This is a genomic window from Terriglobus albidus (genome assembly GCF_008000815.1).
In the GTDB taxonomy this organism is placed as follows: domain Bacteria; phylum Acidobacteriota; class Terriglobia; order Terriglobales; family Acidobacteriaceae; genus Terriglobus; species Terriglobus albidus_A.
In genome coordinates this window covers 4,584,333-4,600,226 of the sequence record NZ_CP042806.1, presented here as the reverse complement: position 1 = coordinate 4,600,226, position 15,894 = coordinate 4,584,333, and the positions used below count along the sequence as shown (strand labels likewise).

At 58.5% G+C, this 15,894-nt stretch carries 16 protein-coding genes; 6 read left to right on the top strand and 10 right to left on the bottom strand.

The annotated features are described in order from the left end of the window. Window positions 1-10: 10 nt before the first annotated feature. From FTW19_RS18355 to FTW19_RS18340, 4 genes are all read right to left on the bottom strand, one after another. Window positions 11-535 (bottom strand): peptidylprolyl isomerase, encoded by a 525-nt coding sequence (locus FTW19_RS18355; RefSeq protein ID WP_147649043.1) that lies wholly within the window; start codon window positions 533-535, stop codon window positions 11-13. Between the two features lie 162 nt (window positions 536-697). Then, window positions 698-1,423 carry a peptidylprolyl isomerase gene (locus FTW19_RS18350; protein WP_147649042.1) on the bottom strand — a complete coding sequence of 242 codons (726 nt, stop codon included), beginning with the start codon at window positions 1,421-1,423 and terminating at the stop codon, window positions 698-700. Window positions 1,424-1,492: 69 nt separating this feature from the next. After that, window positions 1,493-1,786 (bottom strand): hypothetical protein, encoded by a 294-nt coding sequence (locus tag FTW19_RS18345; RefSeq protein ID WP_147649041.1) that lies wholly within the window; start codon window positions 1,784-1,786, stop codon window positions 1,493-1,495. 539 nt (window positions 1,787-2,325) lie between these two features. After that, entirely contained in the window at window positions 2,326-3,573 is a 1,248-nt protein-coding gene (locus tag FTW19_RS18340; protein WP_348641825.1) for a dipeptidase, read from the bottom strand. Between the two features lie 299 nt (window positions 3,574-3,872). Here FTW19_RS18340 and FTW19_RS18335 point away from each other — a divergent pair, with 299 nt between their 5' ends. After that, window positions 3,873-4,130, top strand: a complete 258-nt coding sequence (locus tag FTW19_RS18335) for a hypothetical protein (protein WP_147649040.1) — start codon at window positions 3,873-3,875, stop codon at window positions 4,128-4,130. Window positions 4,131-4,266: 136 nt separating this feature from the next. Next, window positions 4,267-4,455: a hypothetical protein gene (locus FTW19_RS18330; protein WP_147649039.1), complete on the top strand. Its 189-nt coding sequence runs from the start codon at window positions 4,267-4,269 to the stop codon at window positions 4,453-4,455. A 205-nt stretch (window positions 4,456-4,660) separates the two neighbouring features. Here the strand turns inward: FTW19_RS18330 and FTW19_RS18325 are convergent, their stop codons facing one another. Continuing rightward, on the bottom strand, window positions 4,661-6,418 hold the full coding sequence (locus tag FTW19_RS18325; protein WP_147649038.1) for a DUF885 domain-containing protein: 1,758 nt from the start codon (window positions 6,416-6,418) through the stop codon (window positions 4,661-4,663). 57 nt (window positions 6,419-6,475) lie between these two features. On the opposite strand from FTW19_RS18325, the gene FTW19_RS18320 reads away from it, so the two are divergent. Continuing rightward, window positions 6,476-7,351: a hypothetical protein gene (locus tag FTW19_RS18320; protein ID WP_147649037.1), complete on the top strand. Its 876-nt coding sequence runs from the start codon at window positions 6,476-6,478 to the stop codon at window positions 7,349-7,351. A gap of 340 nt (window positions 7,352-7,691) precedes the next feature. Next, window positions 7,692-8,231, top strand: a complete 540-nt coding sequence (locus tag FTW19_RS18315) for a DinB family protein (RefSeq protein ID WP_147649036.1) — start codon at window positions 7,692-7,694, stop codon at window positions 8,229-8,231. A gap of 63 nt (window positions 8,232-8,294) precedes the next feature. Here the strand turns inward: FTW19_RS18315 and sdhB are convergent, their stop codons facing one another. The 3 genes from sdhB to FTW19_RS18300 are packed head-to-tail and all read right to left on the bottom strand — an operon-like array spanning window position 8,295 to window position 11,636. Continuing rightward, a complete protein-coding gene (sdhB, locus tag FTW19_RS18310) occupies window positions 8,295-9,053 on the bottom strand; it encodes a succinate dehydrogenase iron-sulfur subunit (RefSeq protein WP_147649035.1) in 759 nt (252 codons plus the stop codon). Window positions 9,054-9,064: 11 nt separating this feature from the next. Next, window positions 9,065-10,846, bottom strand: coding sequence for a succinate dehydrogenase flavoprotein subunit (gene sdhA, locus FTW19_RS18305; protein WP_147649034.1), 1,782 nt, complete (start codon window positions 10,844-10,846; stop codon window positions 9,065-9,067). 25 nt (window positions 10,847-10,871) lie between these two features. Then, window positions 10,872-11,636, bottom strand: a complete 765-nt coding sequence (locus FTW19_RS18300) for a succinate dehydrogenase (protein ID WP_147649033.1) — start codon at window positions 11,634-11,636, stop codon at window positions 10,872-10,874. A gap of 232 nt (window positions 11,637-11,868) precedes the next feature. On the opposite strand from FTW19_RS18300, the gene FTW19_RS18295 reads away from it, so the two are divergent. Further along, entirely contained in the window at window positions 11,869-13,014 is a 1,146-nt protein-coding gene (locus tag FTW19_RS18295; RefSeq protein WP_147649032.1) for a hypothetical protein, read from the top strand. 6 nt (window positions 13,015-13,020) lie between these two features. Here FTW19_RS18295 and FTW19_RS18290 read toward each other — a convergent pair whose 3' ends face one another. Next, complete coding sequence (locus tag FTW19_RS18290) at window positions 13,021-13,632, bottom strand: non-canonical purine NTP pyrophosphatase (RefSeq protein WP_147649031.1); 612 nt, start codon at window positions 13,630-13,632, stop codon at window positions 13,021-13,023. Window positions 13,633-13,743: 111 nt separating this feature from the next. On the opposite strand from FTW19_RS18290, the gene FTW19_RS18285 reads away from it, so the two are divergent. Continuing rightward, window positions 13,744-14,970, top strand: a complete 1,227-nt coding sequence (locus tag FTW19_RS18285; protein WP_147649030.1) for a glycosyltransferase — start codon at window positions 13,744-13,746, stop codon at window positions 14,968-14,970. 41 nt (window positions 14,971-15,011) lie between these two features. On the opposite strand, the gene FTW19_RS18280 is transcribed toward FTW19_RS18285, so the two are convergent. After that, window positions 15,012-15,890 carry a flagellar motor protein MotB gene (locus FTW19_RS18280; protein WP_147649029.1) on the bottom strand — a complete coding sequence of 293 codons (879 nt, stop codon included), beginning with the start codon at window positions 15,888-15,890 and terminating at the stop codon, window positions 15,012-15,014. Window positions 15,891-15,894 lie beyond the last annotated feature (4 nt).

The window sequence follows — 15,894 nt, the reverse complement described above, 5'->3', positions numbered from 1 at the left end:
TGTTCAGCGGTTAGGCGACGCGCTCGATGACCACGGAGTCGATCGTGACGTCCTTTTTGGGGCGATCCATGGCGGCTGTGGAGACCTTGCTGATCTTCTCCACGACGTCGTAGCCCTCGACAACCTCACCGAAGATGGTGTGACGGCCGGTCAGCCAGGAGGTAGGAGCAACAGTGACGAAGAACTGGCTGCCGTTGGTGTTCGGGCCGGCATTGGCCATCGCCAGTTTGCCCTTCTCCTGGAAGCCGTGCGGGCTGCCCTTGGTCTCATCTGCAAAGCGGTAGCCGGGGCCGCCCATACCGGAGCCCTCAGGATCGCCGCCCTGGATCATGAAGTCGGGGATCACGCGATGGAAGACGGTGCCGTCATACAGCTTGGCGCCCTTCTTCGAGGGGGAGTTCCAGTCTTTGGTGCCTTCGGCCAGGCCGATGAAGTTGGCGACGGTCTGCGGAGCGTCCTTCTCGAAAAGACTGCAGACAAAGGTTCCCTCAGAGGTATTGAAAACGGCATACGTGCCGGGGGTGCGAGTCGACATGAGTAATTCTCTCCTTGCGGTAGAGCATTTTTCCTGTAGATGTAGTGCGGGGCTTGTGCATCTATGGGCGTTTTCCGCAATGAAAAACGCCGTTGCACGCTCCTCCCGGGATACCCAGCAACAGGAAAAATGCTCTAGTCAGGATACAGGAACCGAGGGCAGCTAATTCGTCTGCGGTGTGGATGGAGCGGCAGCAGGCGGCGCCATGGGATCTGGCGGCAGGGGCTGTCCTTCGGGAACGATGGTGACCTTGTTGATGGTCACCGGTGTCAGCGGTTTGTCGTTGGGATTAGTAGGAACCCGGGCAATGGCCTGCACCGTAGCGACCGAGTGTTCATCGCACTGGCCGAAGATGGTGTGCTTTCCATTCAGTTCCATGACAGGAGCTTCGGTGATAAAGAACTGGCTCCCATTGGTGCTGGGACCGGAGTTGGCCATGGCCAGACGTCCCGGCTGGTTGAAGGTGAGGGTGGGCGTGAACTCATCGGCGAAGAAGTAGCCCGGGTCGCCGGTGCCGTTGCCGGCGCGGTCGCCGCCCTGGATCATGAAACGTGGAATTACGCGATGGAAGGTGGTGCCGTCGTAGAAACGCGTGTTGTGCATGCGCTTCTGGCTGACCGGGTCGAGCCAGTCTTTGGTGCCTTCAGCCAGACCGATGAAATTGGCGACGGTGACAGGGGCTTCCTTCTGGAAGAAACGGCAGGTCAGCCGGCCCATAGAGGTATCGATGACAGCCGTGGGACCGTTCGGTATGGCGTCACGCGCGATCTGAGCGGTAGTGCTCGGCGTGTCCGGCAGATCGTCGGCGGGCTTGGGCGGGGTCGGCGTCTGCTGCTGGGCAAACGCGGTGGCAGCGAGCGAAACACTAAGGACGAAAGCACGAACCATCACCCTACAAGGGTACTAGGTGAGGCGTACTTTCGTCCCCTGGGGCGTGTTTGATGACACGCCCTGGGGTCAGAGAGCTCCGACGGTCTCGATGACGGCGGTCGTCGGTGTGGCAGATGGTGGAGCGGGAGGGTCAGGGGCGACCAGAAAACGCCGCGACAGCGCCGAAGCGAAGACGCCTGTCTCGTCGTGATGTGAGGTGCGGCGGTGGATGTGCAGATATTCATGCTGGAAGACACGCGAAATCGCTCTCGCCATGGCGTCGATCCGTTGTTCCGGTTTCATCGGCGCAATCGCGTCATTGATGGTCAGAGCGATCTCTTCGCAATCAATCAGGATGTAGTTGATTGGCTCGCCCTTCACAAAAGGGACGGAACCTAGCGCCCGGGGAGCATGCGGCGCAGGCATTTGGGGAAGCACATCGCATGAGCCTGTGAATCGCAGGAAGAGTATCTCAGGGAAATCGACTGCCAGAGGTGGAGTTTGCGAGAGATAGAAGATGGGGGAAGGTTGGCTGGGATTTACTTCCTGCAGTCGAATTTGTATCTCGGTTGCGACTGCGTTTGCAAATTCCGGTCGGAAATTTCCTATCCGATCTGGTTTGAGGATGAGCGCGGGCTGCGAGTAGTGTTGCGCGTAAGCCGTGAGACAGGCGGACAGCAGAACAAGGAACCCAAAAATCAACGAACAACGAGGAAAAACTTTCATGACAACTTACCCGTGGCCATTTAGACCGCCGGATACGATGCTCCTCGGTTGAGACTTTTGTAAAGAGTATAGGGAGAAATTTTTCGATTATTTTTTAGTTCGGGAATATAGCCTGATTACTTGGCAACTATTCCCGAACTATCTCGATCTTAGAGGGATTTAATCGAAAACTTACTCAAGAGATAGAAGTAACGTTACTGAAACGAAGGATCAGCCTTCGCCTGAACCTCGCGGAAGACGCGAATCAGGTTGCCGCCAAGTAGTTTCTTCATGTCATCCGCGGTGTATCCTCGGGCCATCAGTGCTGCTGTGATCTTCGGGAGGTCGGCCGCGGAATCGATGCCTCCAGGAGGCTGCGGAATGCCGTCGAAGTCAGTGCCGATGCCTACATGGTCGATGCCGGCCACCTTGATGACGTGGTCAAAGTGATCGATCAGCGAATCAAACGGTGCGCGTCCTACCTTTGCTGCATATTTGCGATCGATTGCGTCGGATGCCGTATAGGGAACTGGAAGGCCTTTGGCGTGGTATTCGGCTTCGAGTGCGTCCTGTTCCTTCTGGCGATCGGCCTTACAGTCGTTCCACGCTTGTCTCCACTTCTCGTCGATGAAGGCGGGGAACAGGTTTACCATCACCACCCCGTTCGTCTTCGCGACGGCGCGAAGCTGGTAGTCGGTAAGGTTGCGGCCGGCTTGAGTCAGAGCTCGAGCTGAGGAGTGAGAGGCCAGCAGCGGAGCTTTGGTGACCTCAACCACATCCCAGAAAGTCTTGTCGGCAACATGCGAGATGTCGACCATCATGCCAAGGCGGTTCATCTCCGCGACTACCTGTTTGCCGAAGTCGGTCAGCCCGTTGTGGTGTTTTACGGTGGGGTCGTCGATATCGCCCGAGGAGTCTGCCCAGTCATTGGTATTGGACCAGGTAAGGGTCATGTAACGAACCCCGAGGCGGTAGTAGTCACGCAGCAGGCCGAGGTTGTTCTCAATGGAGTGGCCGCCCTCGATCCCCATGCAGGCGACGAACTTGCCGGCCTTATGTGCGGCGAGAATCTCGTCGGGAGTACGGCACAGAGCCATCTTATCCGGGTGTTTGCGTACCTGTTCCAGAACGCCGTCGATCAAGGAAAAAGTGCGTACTGCCGAGCGGTTGGCCGGATACTGCGACGGATCAACCCAGATGGAAAAGAACTCGGCATCGAGGTTGCCCTTTTTGGCGGACTCGTAGTTCACCATGCCGCCGTTCAGCGGCTCAAAGAAGTCCCAGTGTTCGTCGACAAAGCGCTGCGGTGTGTCGGCGTGGGTGTCAATGACAAGAGCTTCGGCATGAACTTTGGTGGGGTCTGATTGCATAGCCTTCTTTCGAGTTGCGGTCTGCTGGCTATAAACGGTTGATGCAAGGAACAGGCTTCCAGCAGCGATGGCGATGGGGAGAGAGAATCTCATGGGCAGTGGACCGGTGCTGCTCTATGGTAGCGGTTCTCCCTAAGAGTCCGGAATGCAAAGTGATACCGGATTCTGCCGCCAAAACCAGGGGTGGGTGTTGAAAGGGGAAGGCATAGGTTTCCGGGAATGCAGCGGCTAGAGCATTTCCCTGTAGGTATATTGCAGGGCTTGTGTATCTATGGGCGTTTTCCTCAATGAAAACGCCGCTGCACGCTCCTCCCGGGATACCCAGCAACAGGGAAAATGCTCTAGAGACCTCCACCCTGGACCTACGTCAAACATAGTGGAGGTGATTCACCATGGATATGGGCGCAAAATCGATCAATGATCCGGCACGCCCGTCTCCCGAGGCGCTGGTGCATCGCGAAGGGGATACGGAACACGTGGATACAGAGCATGTGGATAGACAACATGTGGATAAAGAACACGTGGATATAGAGCATTTACGCGAGCATGAGCACATAAAGAAGCAGGCAATGGAAGCGGCTTGCCGTGGTGAGCAACGCATGAAGAAGAACCAGGGGAGGATCCCCGGCACCAGGATCTTCAGCAAGTAATCTTCACGAAGTAGCGCCAAGAGCGCGAACCCGAATAGAAGAGGGAAAGCTCCGCGTCCAGCGGGGCTTTCTTTTGTTTGCGGGCAACGTTCGCTAGGACACCGACGTCAGAGTATGCCCAGAGAGGTGATTCACTATGGGAACCGGCGTGAACTCCACCAAAGATCCCGGCCGTCCGTCGCACGAAGCGCTCGTGCATCGTGAAGGTGACACCGAGAACCTGAACGGGGTGAACCAGAAGGCCATGGAATCGGCTCGCCGCGGTCAGCAGCGTATGAAACAGAACGAGGGGAAGGTCCCCGGAAGTAAGGTCTTTACCAAGTAAATCTTCACGAAGTAGCGCCACGAGCGTGAACCCGAATAGAAGAGAGAAAGCCCCGCTATGAGCGGGGCTTTCTTCATCGTTCGTAAAACGGCTAGAGCATTTTTCCTGTTACTCGGTATCCCGGAAGTAGCGTACAGCGGCGTTTTCATTGCGGAAAACGCCAATAGATGCGGAATGCCTACACTATACCTATAGGGGAAATGCTCTATCGCTTCTGTTCGTCGGGAATGAAGTGGTCTTCGACTGCCTTCTTCATCAGCCCTGGAGGCAGCAGCCCCTGCGCCAGGATGAAGTCGTGAAAGCGCTGCGCATTGAACTTCGGCCCCAGCGCAGCTTCGGTTGACTTCCGCAGCTCCAGCAGCCGTGTATAGCCGTAGAAGTAGCTGTTGGCCTGGCCCGGCATGCGGAAGGTGTAGCGTTCCACCTCCTGATTTGCGAACGGGACTGACATCCCGACATCTTCGGTCAGGACGCGCATCGCTTCCTGCGGTGTGATCTTGCCGGCCTGCAGCTCAGGGTCCAGGAAGGCGCGGGCAGCACGCAGCAGGCGGAACTGCAGGCTGATCAACTGACCCTCAAGCGGCATGTAGGGCAACGTGATGTATTCGGCGTAAAGTCCCCAGCCTTCGGCATTTGTCGAATTGAAAGCAAACAGCGCGCGCGCCTTCGAGACGCCGTGCTCGACCATGGAGTCGAACTGGAGCTCGTGGCCGGGGCGTGCCTCGTGTGCGATCAAAGTCCAGGTCGCGGCATCGTAGGTGTAATCATCTACTTTTTGCGCGGTATTGCCGTTGGCGGCGGGCATATTGAGCGGCAGGACGAAGACCCCGCGCTGGCCGGTGTTGTTCAGAAACGGAGGAGGCACCATGTGCGGCGCCGGCTGCTGTACAGACTCGGCCGGCGTGCCCAGGCGGATGATCGCCGGCCGGTCCGGCAGGGTGACCAGGTGCTGCGTGCGGATGATCTCTTCGATCGCATGCAGGCGCTTTTCGTAAAACGGCAGAATCTCGTCGTTCGAGAGCTGCTTCTGCTTCAGTTGCTGAATCACAGCCCGATAGTCGGAGTTCGGAAGGTGCTGTTCCGTTGCGATCCGGGTTGCGACCTGTTGCATCTGGGCCTGGTAGTCCAGGAACGCCGCATGTGCCATCCGGGAGATCTTCGCCGGCGAGATGTCGATGCCATAATCGGCGAAGTTCAGAGCATACTCTTCCGGCTGCAGGCGGAAGTCGGTCCGCGCCTTGGGAAGGACGGTTGTCCTGAGCCAGGCGTCGTAATCCGCGATCTGCTTCTGCAGCAGCGCGTAATTTGCCTCCCAGCCGGTAAGTTTGTACTTCTTGAAGAGTTCAGCGATTCCGTCGATCCGGGCCTTATTGCGGGAGAGCTCCGTCTCCATCCGCAGCTTTGCCGGATAGATCATGTCCGGCTTGGCGATCTGCTCTTCCGTACGCTGGCGCAGGATTGCGGTAATGGGCTGAAAGCCTTTCATCTGGCCGGTGTACTTCGCCAGACGGACGACAGCCGCCTTACGCCGGTCAGCGGCCACCTGGTCGTCCAGCAGAGCCTCAATGCCGCCATAGACATACCCGGCGGCGTTGATGAACGGTACGGAGTGCGTGCGAGAGTAGTCCTCGTGCTTGAAATCGCGCTCGGAGCTGTCAATCAGGATCTCCAGGTCCTGGCGGACCAACTCCTCTTTCTCCGTCTTTTCCGCCGCGGCTAGTTTGGCCACGACGGCCTCCGCATCCCTGCGTTTGGCGTCTTCATTGGCGCGTGTCGGGATAGAGATCTCGGCATCGAACTGGGAGAGGCCCTGCGCGGAAGCCTCCTCCGGCGAATATTTCTTATCCAGATCGAGCAGGAGCTGGGTGTAGGCGTCGGAGGTCTTTACCCAGGCTGGCTGCGTATCCTGTGCCGAAAGGGGGAGGGCGAGGAGGGTCAGAAGCGCGGCGGCTGTAATTTTCATTCTGTTTCTCAGTGATGAAGGGTTAGGGTACCGCATCTAATTGTGAGGAGGAAGTTAATGCGAGCACGTGTTTTTATGGGATGGATGCTCGCCTGTCTCATCGCCGGACCGGCCCTGGGGCAGGTGACAGACGCCACCCAGCGGGATTTTCATACCCGCGTCACCAATGTCTACAACTTTTCCCCGCACCTGGTAACCCCGTCACAGCAGAAGGAGAAGGCCTCCGAGATGGACTCCTTCTGGAAGGACGTGAAGGCCGACCCTGCGGCGATGTTGCCCATGTTGCGTGTGGAGTTGAAGAACTCCGCGACACCGCGTTTCTTCCGGTACGACGGCGCCGCCCTGCTGCTGAGCATGAGCCACTCTCCTGACGATGAGCAGCTTGTTGCCGACTCGCTACCCAGTGCCGATCTGGCTGATGTCACCCCGCTGGCGTACTTCAACATGGTGCACCGCCTGGCGGTCGACGGCGCCGATGTCACCCAGGCAGCGTTGCACCTTCTGGACGACCCAAAGTTCACGGTCACATTCACCCAGCAGAATATGACGCTCAAGCGCCCAATGGCGCTCGTCTTCCTGCTGCTTCCTCTCCCCGAAGACAAATGGGCGGATGCTCTGGTGACGGAGTTCAACAAGGCAAAGAAGGATGAAACCAAGACCGCGCTGCTGACAGCGATGTTCTTCGCACAGATGCCTCAGACCGATGCTGTGATCGCCCAGGCGGCTCAGGGAGGACAGAGTGCTGCGGTACAGTCCGAGGCTCAGAGATGGGTCAATACAACGGCAAACGCACGGCAGACGAAGTATCAGATCAAAGGAAAAGAGCCCGAGATCCGCGGGGCAAGAAGGCAACGTGCAACCGAAGTCAGCGATGCCGCTCTGAGCGATATTTCGGCGATGACTGGACGCTTGGTGCAGCTGCGGAAGAGCTAGGGTGTTTAGGCGTACCAGAAGGATTTACCGCGCCTCTTGTTCCGAATAGCTGTTGTTAGAAAAGCAACGAAACAGACAGGTGTGGCGAGGGCCGACAAGTATCCGGTGCAGAGGAAGATCATGGCCGGCCAGCCGCCGTCCCCATGCATACTCCCGCCCAATAGTCCAAATGCGACAAAACTAGCGATCGAAATGTAGATCAACCCAACCGACCAGTTCAGCCAACGATTCATGCGTGCCAGTGTATATGGGGTACAAGACAACGAGCATGTTTGAAGGAACCGGATAACTCCGGAGTGCGTAGAATTCCTTGTACCTCAAAACCCCCTTGGACGTGTCTATGAAACGACTGATTGTCCTCGCTCTTCTTGCGGCCCCGGCCTTAGCTTTGGCACAGACGAAGAAACCGGAGGCTCCGCCCACTCTGCGCTCGGTTTTGTTGGCGCAGCTCAAATCCACGCATAACAGTAAAGAATGGTTTGTCCCGGCCAACGACGCCGTCGCCGGACTCACTCCGGAGCAGGCCGCCTGGACCGATGGCTCCGGTAACCACTCCGTTGGACAGCTCGCCAATCACCTCATCTTCTGGAACGGGGAGCAGCTTGCAAAGATGACCGGCAAGCCCGTACCCAAGTTCAACGGCAACAACGACGAGACCTTCAACGCTTTCAACGCCGCCAACTGGGCGCAGACACAGAAAGACCTCGATAAGGTTCTTACGGATCTTGAGGCTTATGTTTTGAGCTGTTCCGAGGCGGACCTGCAGAAACACGCCACCGACATCGCGCACATCAGCACGCACAACGCCTATCACGTCGGCCAGATGCTCTTTGTCCGCAAGCTGCACGGAACCTGGAATCCGGCGAACGGCGTGAAGTAAACATCTTCTCCAAAATGAAAGGGCTGCCGGCATAAGCCTGGCAGCCCTTTCGTGGTTTGTCGGCTACGCGCGGAAGAAGTCCTTCACCTTCTGCACGAAGACATCGCGGCCGATATCGCTGATGGCCTCGGTGAGCGGAAGCCCCTTGGGGCAGGCCTGGACGCAATTCTGGGCAAAGCCGCACTCCTGCACGCCGCCGTCGCCGGAGAGCGCACGCAGACGCTCTTCCTTCAGTACGGAACCTGAGGGATCCATGTTGAAGAGCTTTGCCTGACCAATCGTGGCCGCGCCGACGAAGTTGGTCACATCATTGAACTGCGGGCAGACCTCCATGCAGATGGTGCAGGAGATGCAGTTCGAGAGTGGATAGCGCTGCTCCTGGATCTGCGGAGCCTGCTTGGGGCCAGCTCCCAGATCGTACGTACCGTCGATTGGCACCCACGCCTTGACCTTCTTCAGGTTCTCGAAGAGGACAGCACGGTCGACCGCCAAATCGCGCACCACTGGAAACTTCGACAGCGGAGCGAGCGTGATCTTTCCCTTGCCCTCTTCCAGCAGCTTGTCCACCAGGGCCGAGCATGCCATGCGGGCCTTGCCATTGATCAGCATGGCGCAAGAGCCGCAGATCTCTTCCAGGCAGTTCGAGTCGTAGGTGATCGGTGTGGTCGCCTTGCCCTCTTTGGTGACGGGATTCAGCGCGATCTCGCCCAGAAGAGAGGTGATGTTCATATTCGGGCGATAGGGGATCGAGAAATTCTCGACGGCGCCTGAGCCGTCCGGACCATTCTGACGCTTGATTTCGACTTCAATCGTGGTCGGCATTCTGTTCTCCCTTACGCGGTGGCGTCGTAGCGGCGAGGCCGCGGCTTGATGTGGCTGATATCAACGTCTTCCCACTCGAACTTCGGCGCGTCGCTGTTGTCGTCGTAGACCGCCTTCGTCGTCTTCAGGAACTTCTCGTCGTTGCGGTCCGGGAAGTCCGGCTTGTAATGTGCTCCACGGCTCTCGTCGCGCAGCTCGGCGCCCTGAACAATGACGCGAGCAAGCTGCAGCATGTTGTAGAGCTGGCGGGCGAAGGCAAAGCTGGTATTGGCCCACTGGCTCTTGTCCGAGAGGTTGATCTTCTTGTAGCGCTCGATCAGTTCGACGATCTTCTGATCCGCCTCGCGAAGACCCGCGTTGTAGCGGATGATCGTGGCGTGGCGGGTCATCGTGTCGCCCAGCTCGCGCCAGATCTGGAAGGGATTCTCCGTGCCCTGGTTGTTCAGCAGAATGTTGTTGTACTGCTGCTGGCGGATCAGCTCAGCGGCATGACCGCCGTCACCCTGCTGCGGGGCAAGGCCCTTGGCGTATTCCATTGCCTTCGGTCCGGCAACGAAGCCGCCGTAGATGCACGAGAGCAGCGAATTCGCGCCCAGACGGTTCGCGCCGTGGATGGAGTAGTCGGCTTCACCCGCGGCGAAGACGCCGGGGACGTTGGTCATCTGGTTGAAGTCCACCCACAGGCCGCCCATGGTGTAGTGCATGCCGGGGAAGATCTTCATCGGGACCTTGCGCGGATCGTCACCAACAAACTTCTCGTAGATCTCGAGAATGCCTTCGAGCTTGTGCTGGCGCTCAGGCGCCAGGTGCGAGACGTCAAGGTAGACCATCGGCTGACCATCGAGGCCCATGCCGTGCTCGTACACCACCTTGTGGATGGCGCGCGTCGCAACGTCACGCGGGACGAGGTTGCCGTACTTCGGATACCACTCTTCGAGGAAGTACCAGCGCTCGGTTTCAGGAATGGAGTTCGGCTGGCGCTTGTCGTTCCGGTCCTTCGGAACCCATACGCGGCCACCTTCGCCACGGGCAGACTCTGACATCAGGCGCAGCTTGTCTTCGCCGGGGATAGCGGTCGGATGCACCTGGATGAACTCACCGTTCGCGTAGTAGGCGCCCTGCTGATAGAGAGCAGCCTGGGCGGAACCGGTGCAGACTACCGAGTTGGTGGACTTGCCGAAGATGGCGCCATTACCGCCAGTGCAGATAATGATGGCGTCGGCGGGGAAGGTCTTCAGCTCCATGGTGCGAAGGTTCATGGCCACGATACCGCGGCAGGCGCCCTTGGTGTCGAGAATGGCAGACAGAAACTCCCAGCCCTCGTACTTCTGGACCTTACCTTCTGACTCGTAGCGGCGGACCTGCTCGTCCAGGGCGTAAAGAAGCTGCTGCCCAGTGGTAGCGCCGGCGAAGGCGGTGCGGTGATAGAGCGTTCCACCGAAACGGCGGAAGTCCAGCAGGCCCTCGGGAGTGCGATTGAACGGTACGCCCATGCGATCCAGAAGATCGATGATGGCCGGTCCCTGTTCGCACATCGCCTTGACGGGCGTCTGGTTGGCGAGGAAGTCGCCGCCGTAGATGGTGTCGTCGAAGTGCTTCAACGGTGTGTCGCCTTCGCCCTTCAGGTTCTTGGCGGAGTTGATGCCGCCCTGCGCGCACACGGAGTGCGAACGCTTCACCGGAACGATAGAGAACAGGTCGACCTTACCGCCGGCTTCGGCGATCTTGATGACGGCGGAGAGACCGGCAAGTCCGCCGCCAACGACAATAATCCTGGGTGTAGCTGCAGCCATAGTCTTGTGTGTGTCCTTCTTAGAGTTACTGCTGCGGTGGAACCGTAGGTGCGACGACGTTGTCGTACTGCGCCGGCATCACATCCTCGGGCGAATACGGGCGGCCGTAGGCAACGGTAAAGATGCTGACCAGACCCATAATGCAGAGCGCGGCTCCGCCGATCGTGCAGACCCAGCCGAAGCGCTTGCGGGCAACATTGCCCGGCGTGATGCCCCATTTGGCGGCAAAGAGCCAGATGCCGTAGGCGAAGTGCCAGCAGGTGGCGATCATCGCAATCACATAGACCGGAATCGCATACCAGTGCGACAGCAGCTCGAACTGCACCTTGGCGTAGGCAAGGCCGGGATGCTCCGGAAGGCTCACACCCATAAACCGCTGGGTCAGAACGTGATAGACGATGTACGCGAACGCAATCAAGCCGGTGACGCGCTGAGAGAGGTACATCCAATTCCCAGCCCACGGATAGACATTCACATTGGAGCGTCCGCGAACGGCGATAAACACACCATAGAGTGCGTGGTAAAGCAGGGGAATGAAGATCAGGCCCCACTCCAGCACCCGGACAAGAGGCAGGCCATTCAGAAACTTGACCTGCTGCGCGTAAGCCAACGGACCGTTGACGACCTCGAAGTTCGAAATGATGTGCTCGACGAGGAAGGCTCCGATCGGGACAATGCCGGTCAGCGAGTGCAGACGGCGCCAGAGAAAGGAGTTGCCTTCGCCCGCGCGGAGGGGCTGAACGCCCTTCAACTGCGGGGTGGCGGGCGATGCTGAGGCGGTTGTCGCCATAATGAGAGGTCGCTCCTCTTAATACGAATGTCAGCCTGAAGCTGCGGCAACCGTATTATTCCGCCCCTGGAAAACCGGGGTCAAGGAAAAGCGGTCTCTCCCGTGCGATTATCGGAAAAATGTGCGATTTTTGTGTTGTACCAATTTTGGTGCACTTTTCATCGACTGTTCTTTTGCCGCTGAACGCCTGTTGACGTATTCCGAGCGACCTTAGGGGCGGAGGGCCTGATCTATGTCAAGCGTCATTACCTGTAGCTGGAAAGAACGTGTGAATACCCGGGTGTTCCGGAGCGGTGTCTCGTTGCACAGCCATACGAACCAGTCCAAGGAGACGCTGAACTTTATCGCCGCCATGGGCAACAAGATTCCCTGGCTGGAGCGGTTTGTCCGGTCGCGGGAAGAAAAATGTGCCGGCCAATATGGGCTGAAGCTGGACTTCGACCGCGCCTACTGGACGCCGCCCCTGACGCCGATGCAGTCGCTGGATCTGGAGCGCGGGCAGATCGAAAACGGACTGCAACTCTCGGGTATGGTCTCCATCAGCGATCACGACGATATCAACGCTCCGTTGCTGCTGCGTGCCACCAATGCCGCCGAGGACCTCCCGATCAGCGTAGAGTGGAGCGCACCCTTTGGAACGACGACCTTCCACCTGGGAATCCATAACCTGCCGGCGGCGACCTGCCAGCAGTGGATGGCTCGCATGGAGGCGCTGACCGCTACCCCGAACGAGCAGGAGCTGCGCTCGATTCTGGCGGAGCTGCACGAGATCAAGCAGGTCCTGATCGTCTTCAATCACCCCCTGTGGGACCTGTACGACATCGGACCTGAGCGTCACATCATCGAGGTTGAGCGCTTCCTTCGTGACTGCGGTGGCTTGGTCCACGCCTTGGAGCTGAACGGTCTGCGCAACTGGCACGAGAACCGGGATGTGATCGCTCTGGCGGGGCGCTGGGGCATGCTCCTGATCAGCGGTGGTGACCGCCACGGCACGGAGCCAAATGCGAACGTCAACCTGACGCGCGCGACCAGCTTTGCGGAGTTCGTGCAAGAGATTCGAGTGGAGCGCGTGAGCCACGTTCACTTTATGCCGCAGTATGCTGAGCCCTGGAAGCACCGGGTGCTGGAGTCGACCCTGGCCGCCATCCGCAACTATCCGGAGTTCCCCGAAGGTTCCCGCAAGTGGGATGAACGGGTCTTCCACCCCGACGCGAACGGCGTCATGCAGCCGATCTCGGCGATGTGGCAGAAGGGACGGGCTCCCTGGTACATCGGAGCCAGCCTGACTGCGGTGCGCATGATGGGCTCAGCGCCCTTCTGGCACGGCCTGCGCATGGCCTGGAGCGAGGCGGAGCCGGAGTTCAAGCTGGCAGAGTAAGGCAGGCTAAGTATCGAGTTGCCGCAACAGCGACTCAAAGGCTCGGCCGCGATGGCTGAGCCTTTGTTTTTGTTCGATGGAGACCTCCGCCATCGTCTGGTCCAGTTCCGGTAGAAAGAACAGCGGGTCATAGCCGAAGCCGTTCTCCCCACGCGGCGCCTGCAGGATGACGCCGTCGACGGAGCCCTCTGCTGTCTGTAACAGCTCTCCATCGCGCGCCAGGGCAAGCACGCAGCGGTAACGTCCCTGACGGCAGTTTTCAGGAATGCCGTCCAGGGCGTGCAACAGCGCGGCGTTATTGCGTTCATCTTTGGTGGACCCTGGCGTGGGAGGGAAGTGCTGGTCCTCGGCATAGCGTGCCGAACGTACTCCAGGGGCAGCATTCAGGCACTGGACCTCAAGTCCGGAGTCGTCAGCCAGCACCAGCAAGCCCGGAGCGCGGCTGGAATAATACAGCGCCTTGGAGACCGCATTGCCTTCGAAGGTCGGCTCATTCTCCGGCGCTTCGGGGATGGAGGCCAGCCCCGGTAAAGTTTCGACGGTCGCGTCGTGCTGGATGGCGATTGCCGCGAAGTCGCGCAGTTTTCCGGCATTGGTAGTTGCGAGATAGATGGTCATGCTTTTTCCGGAATGGGGCACTCCCCCGGTTGATGCTAAGCGAAGCCGGACATCGGTGCAGGGGACGGATACGCCCCTTGAGTAATAATCGCTCTGAAAGGGGCTCCAGGTATGCGCACGTCCACGATCGAACTCTCGATGATTGTGAAAAATGGTGGAAGCAGTCTGGCGAGATGTTTGCAGAGTGTTCGTGGTGTCGTGGATCACATCGTCATCGGAGACACCGGATCCACGGACGACACGGCCGAAATCGCCCGGGCATTTGGCGCAGAGTGGATAACGATCCCGTGGAACAGTGATTTTGCGGAGGCTCGTAACCTGGTCCTGCAACAGGCGACTTGCGACTGGATTCTGGTGCTTGACGCCGACGAGATGCTGGATCCGAAAGGGGCGCTCGCTCTGAAAAGACTGGTCTCGGAGACAGATAGGTTTGCCTTTGATGTCGTGCGATGGAATTATGTCCGGCAAGCAAATAGCCGAAGCGGCACCGATGGAGCGATGGCGAATCCTCAGGTGCTTCCGGAAGCAGAAGGGTTTCCCGCGTACGTTACATCGATCAATACACGGCTGTTCCGGCGGCATGCCGGTATCTGGTTCGAACGGCCGGTCCATGAAACTGTTGTTTATCGCGTCAAAGAACTGGGGCTTTCGATTGGACAGGCTCCGTTCGTCATCCACCACTTCGGTCATGCTGAAGATGATGAGGCTGTTCGAGATGCCAAAAATGAGCTCTATCTCGAGATCGGCAAACGGCATTTAGAAGCATTTCCAGAGGACAGCAGAACCGCGTACGAACTCGGATGGGGAGCGCTGGAATACTCGAAGAATCCTCAGGCAGCGCTGGACCTCCTGATTCGCGCGATACAGTTAGATGAATCCAATACTGAGGCCATCATCCTCGGTGGCGTTTGTTTGCTCCGTATGTGGCGTTATGCCGAAGCTGTTCAGTTGTTCTCCCATGCTGTCGAGCGCCACTCATCCAGCATTGTCCTCTACGAATCGCTAGGGGATGCTCATCTGCATCAGCAGCAGTATCAGGCTGCGTCCGAAGCCTACAACGCAGCTCGCAGCCTGGGAGGCGCGTCAGCGTTGATTCTCGCCAAATATGGAGTGTGCCAGATTTACCTTGGCCAGATGGATGAAGGGATGGACGCTCTCCGTAAAGCTCATAGGATGGAGCCTGACCATGCGGAGCTGCTGGACATCGTGATTGCCGGTGCGGTTACAGCAAATGAAATCACCTTCGCTGCCGATCTTGCGAAGAAACGCCTTGAGATGGAGGGCGCGTCCGATCTGCATCGTTCCATCGCAAACTACCTTGACCCGCATAACGAGTAGCTCATGAGACCTAACCAGTTCCAGTCAGTTCCCGGAACCGGTTAGGGCGTGGAGCGTGGTGACTCATCTCTTACGATGTCAGGTTTGCTGGTCGATGCTGTCGACGCTTCATTGTGAACTCTACGAGGAGCTGGGGCCATCGGGGGCGGAGGCGGGGCCGAGGTAAGCTGCAGCACCACAATGTCGACGCGGCGGTTCTGTGCGCGGCCGGCTTCGGTCTCGTTGGAGGCTACAGGGTGGTACTCCGCATATCCTGCGGCCGAAACCATTGCCGGATCGAACTTGGCGCGGGTCAGCATCTCACGGGCAATGGCGGAGGCGCGTGCCGAGGAGAGCTCCCAGTTGGAGGCAAACTGGGCCGTATGGATGGGGCGATTGTCGCTATGTCCTTCCACGCGGATCTTCATGTTGGTCGGAAGGGCCGCGATAATGTGGTCCAGCATCCCCTGCGAGTCCATCCGGAGTTCGGCAGAGCCGGAAGGGAAGAAGCCGCCCTCCTGCAGCGAGATGGTCAAACCGTCAGCTGCCTGGTGAATCGAGATGGCGCCCGCCGAAATCTGCTTGGCAGCGGCCCGTTCGATCGCCTTGCGGACTTGCGCTGCAACGTCCTGTCCGTCGCCGTTTCCATTGCCGTTGCCACTTCCGAACTCGGGTGCAGTGGGAAGCGGCATCTCAATCGGTTTGGTGTCGACACTGGCGCCCCCATCGGTCAGGGCAGGCGTCGCCGAGTGCATATCGAAGATACGCGTATCGGAGAAGGCTGCCTTAATCGCTGCGGCCATCTGCTTTTCTTTCTTCTTGTCGCTCTGCGATGAGGCGAAGAGCACGACGAAGAAGGCGAACAGCAGAGTGATGAAGTCTGCGTAAGAGACGAGCCAGCGTTCGTGGTTGACGTGTTCGGCGTGTTTCTTTTTACCCATGGCG

Bases quoted from the DNA above. Each gene is read 5' to 3' on its own strand.
- FTW19_RS18315 (WP_147649036.1), top strand. From the start codon at position 7,692: ATGAAACGACTGATTGTCCTCGCTCTTCTTGCGGCCCCGGCCTTAGCT.
- FTW19_RS18320 (WP_147649037.1), top strand. From the start codon at position 6,476: ATGCGAGCACGTGTTTTTATGGGATGGATGCTCGCCTGTCTCATCGCC.
- FTW19_RS18325 (WP_147649038.1), bottom strand. From the start codon at position 6,418: ATGAAAATTACAGCCGCCGCGCTTCTGACCCTCCTCGCCCTCCCCCTT.
- FTW19_RS18335 (WP_147649040.1), top strand. From the start codon at position 3,873: ATGGATATGGGCGCAAAATCGATCAATGATCCGGCACGCCCGTCTCCC.
- FTW19_RS18295 (WP_147649032.1), top strand. From the start codon at position 11,869: ATGTCAAGCGTCATTACCTGTAGCTGGAAAGAACGTGTGAATACCCGG.
- sdhA (WP_147649034.1), bottom strand. From the start codon at position 10,846: ATGGCTGCAGCTACACCCAGGATTATTGTCGTTGGCGGCGGACTTGCC.
- sdhB (WP_147649035.1), bottom strand. From the start codon at position 9,053: ATGCCGACCACGATTGAAGTCGAAATCAAGCGTCAGAATGGTCCGGAC.
- FTW19_RS18340 (WP_348641825.1), bottom strand. From the start codon at position 3,573: ATGAGATTCTCTCTCCCCATCGCCATCGCTGCTGGAAGCCTGTTCCTT.
- FTW19_RS18350 (WP_147649042.1), bottom strand. From the start codon at position 1,423: ATGGTTCGTGCTTTCGTCCTTAGTGTTTCGCTCGCTGCCACCGCGTTT.
- FTW19_RS18280 (WP_147649029.1), bottom strand. From the start codon at position 15,890: ATGGGTAAAAAGAAACACGCCGAACACGTCAACCACGAACGCTGGCTC.
- FTW19_RS18330 (WP_147649039.1), top strand. From the start codon at position 4,267: ATGGGAACCGGCGTGAACTCCACCAAAGATCCCGGCCGTCCGTCGCAC.
- FTW19_RS18285 (WP_147649030.1), top strand. From the start codon at position 13,744: ATGCGCACGTCCACGATCGAACTCTCGATGATTGTGAAAAATGGTGGA.
- FTW19_RS18300 (WP_147649033.1), bottom strand. From the start codon at position 11,636: ATGGCGACAACCGCCTCAGCATCGCCCGCCACCCCGCAGTTGAAGGGC.
- FTW19_RS18290 (WP_147649031.1), bottom strand. From the start codon at position 13,632: ATGACCATCTATCTCGCAACTACCAATGCCGGAAAACTGCGCGACTTC.
- FTW19_RS18355 (WP_147649043.1), bottom strand. From the start codon at position 535: ATGTCGACTCGCACCCCCGGCACGTATGCCGTTTTCAATACCTCTGAG.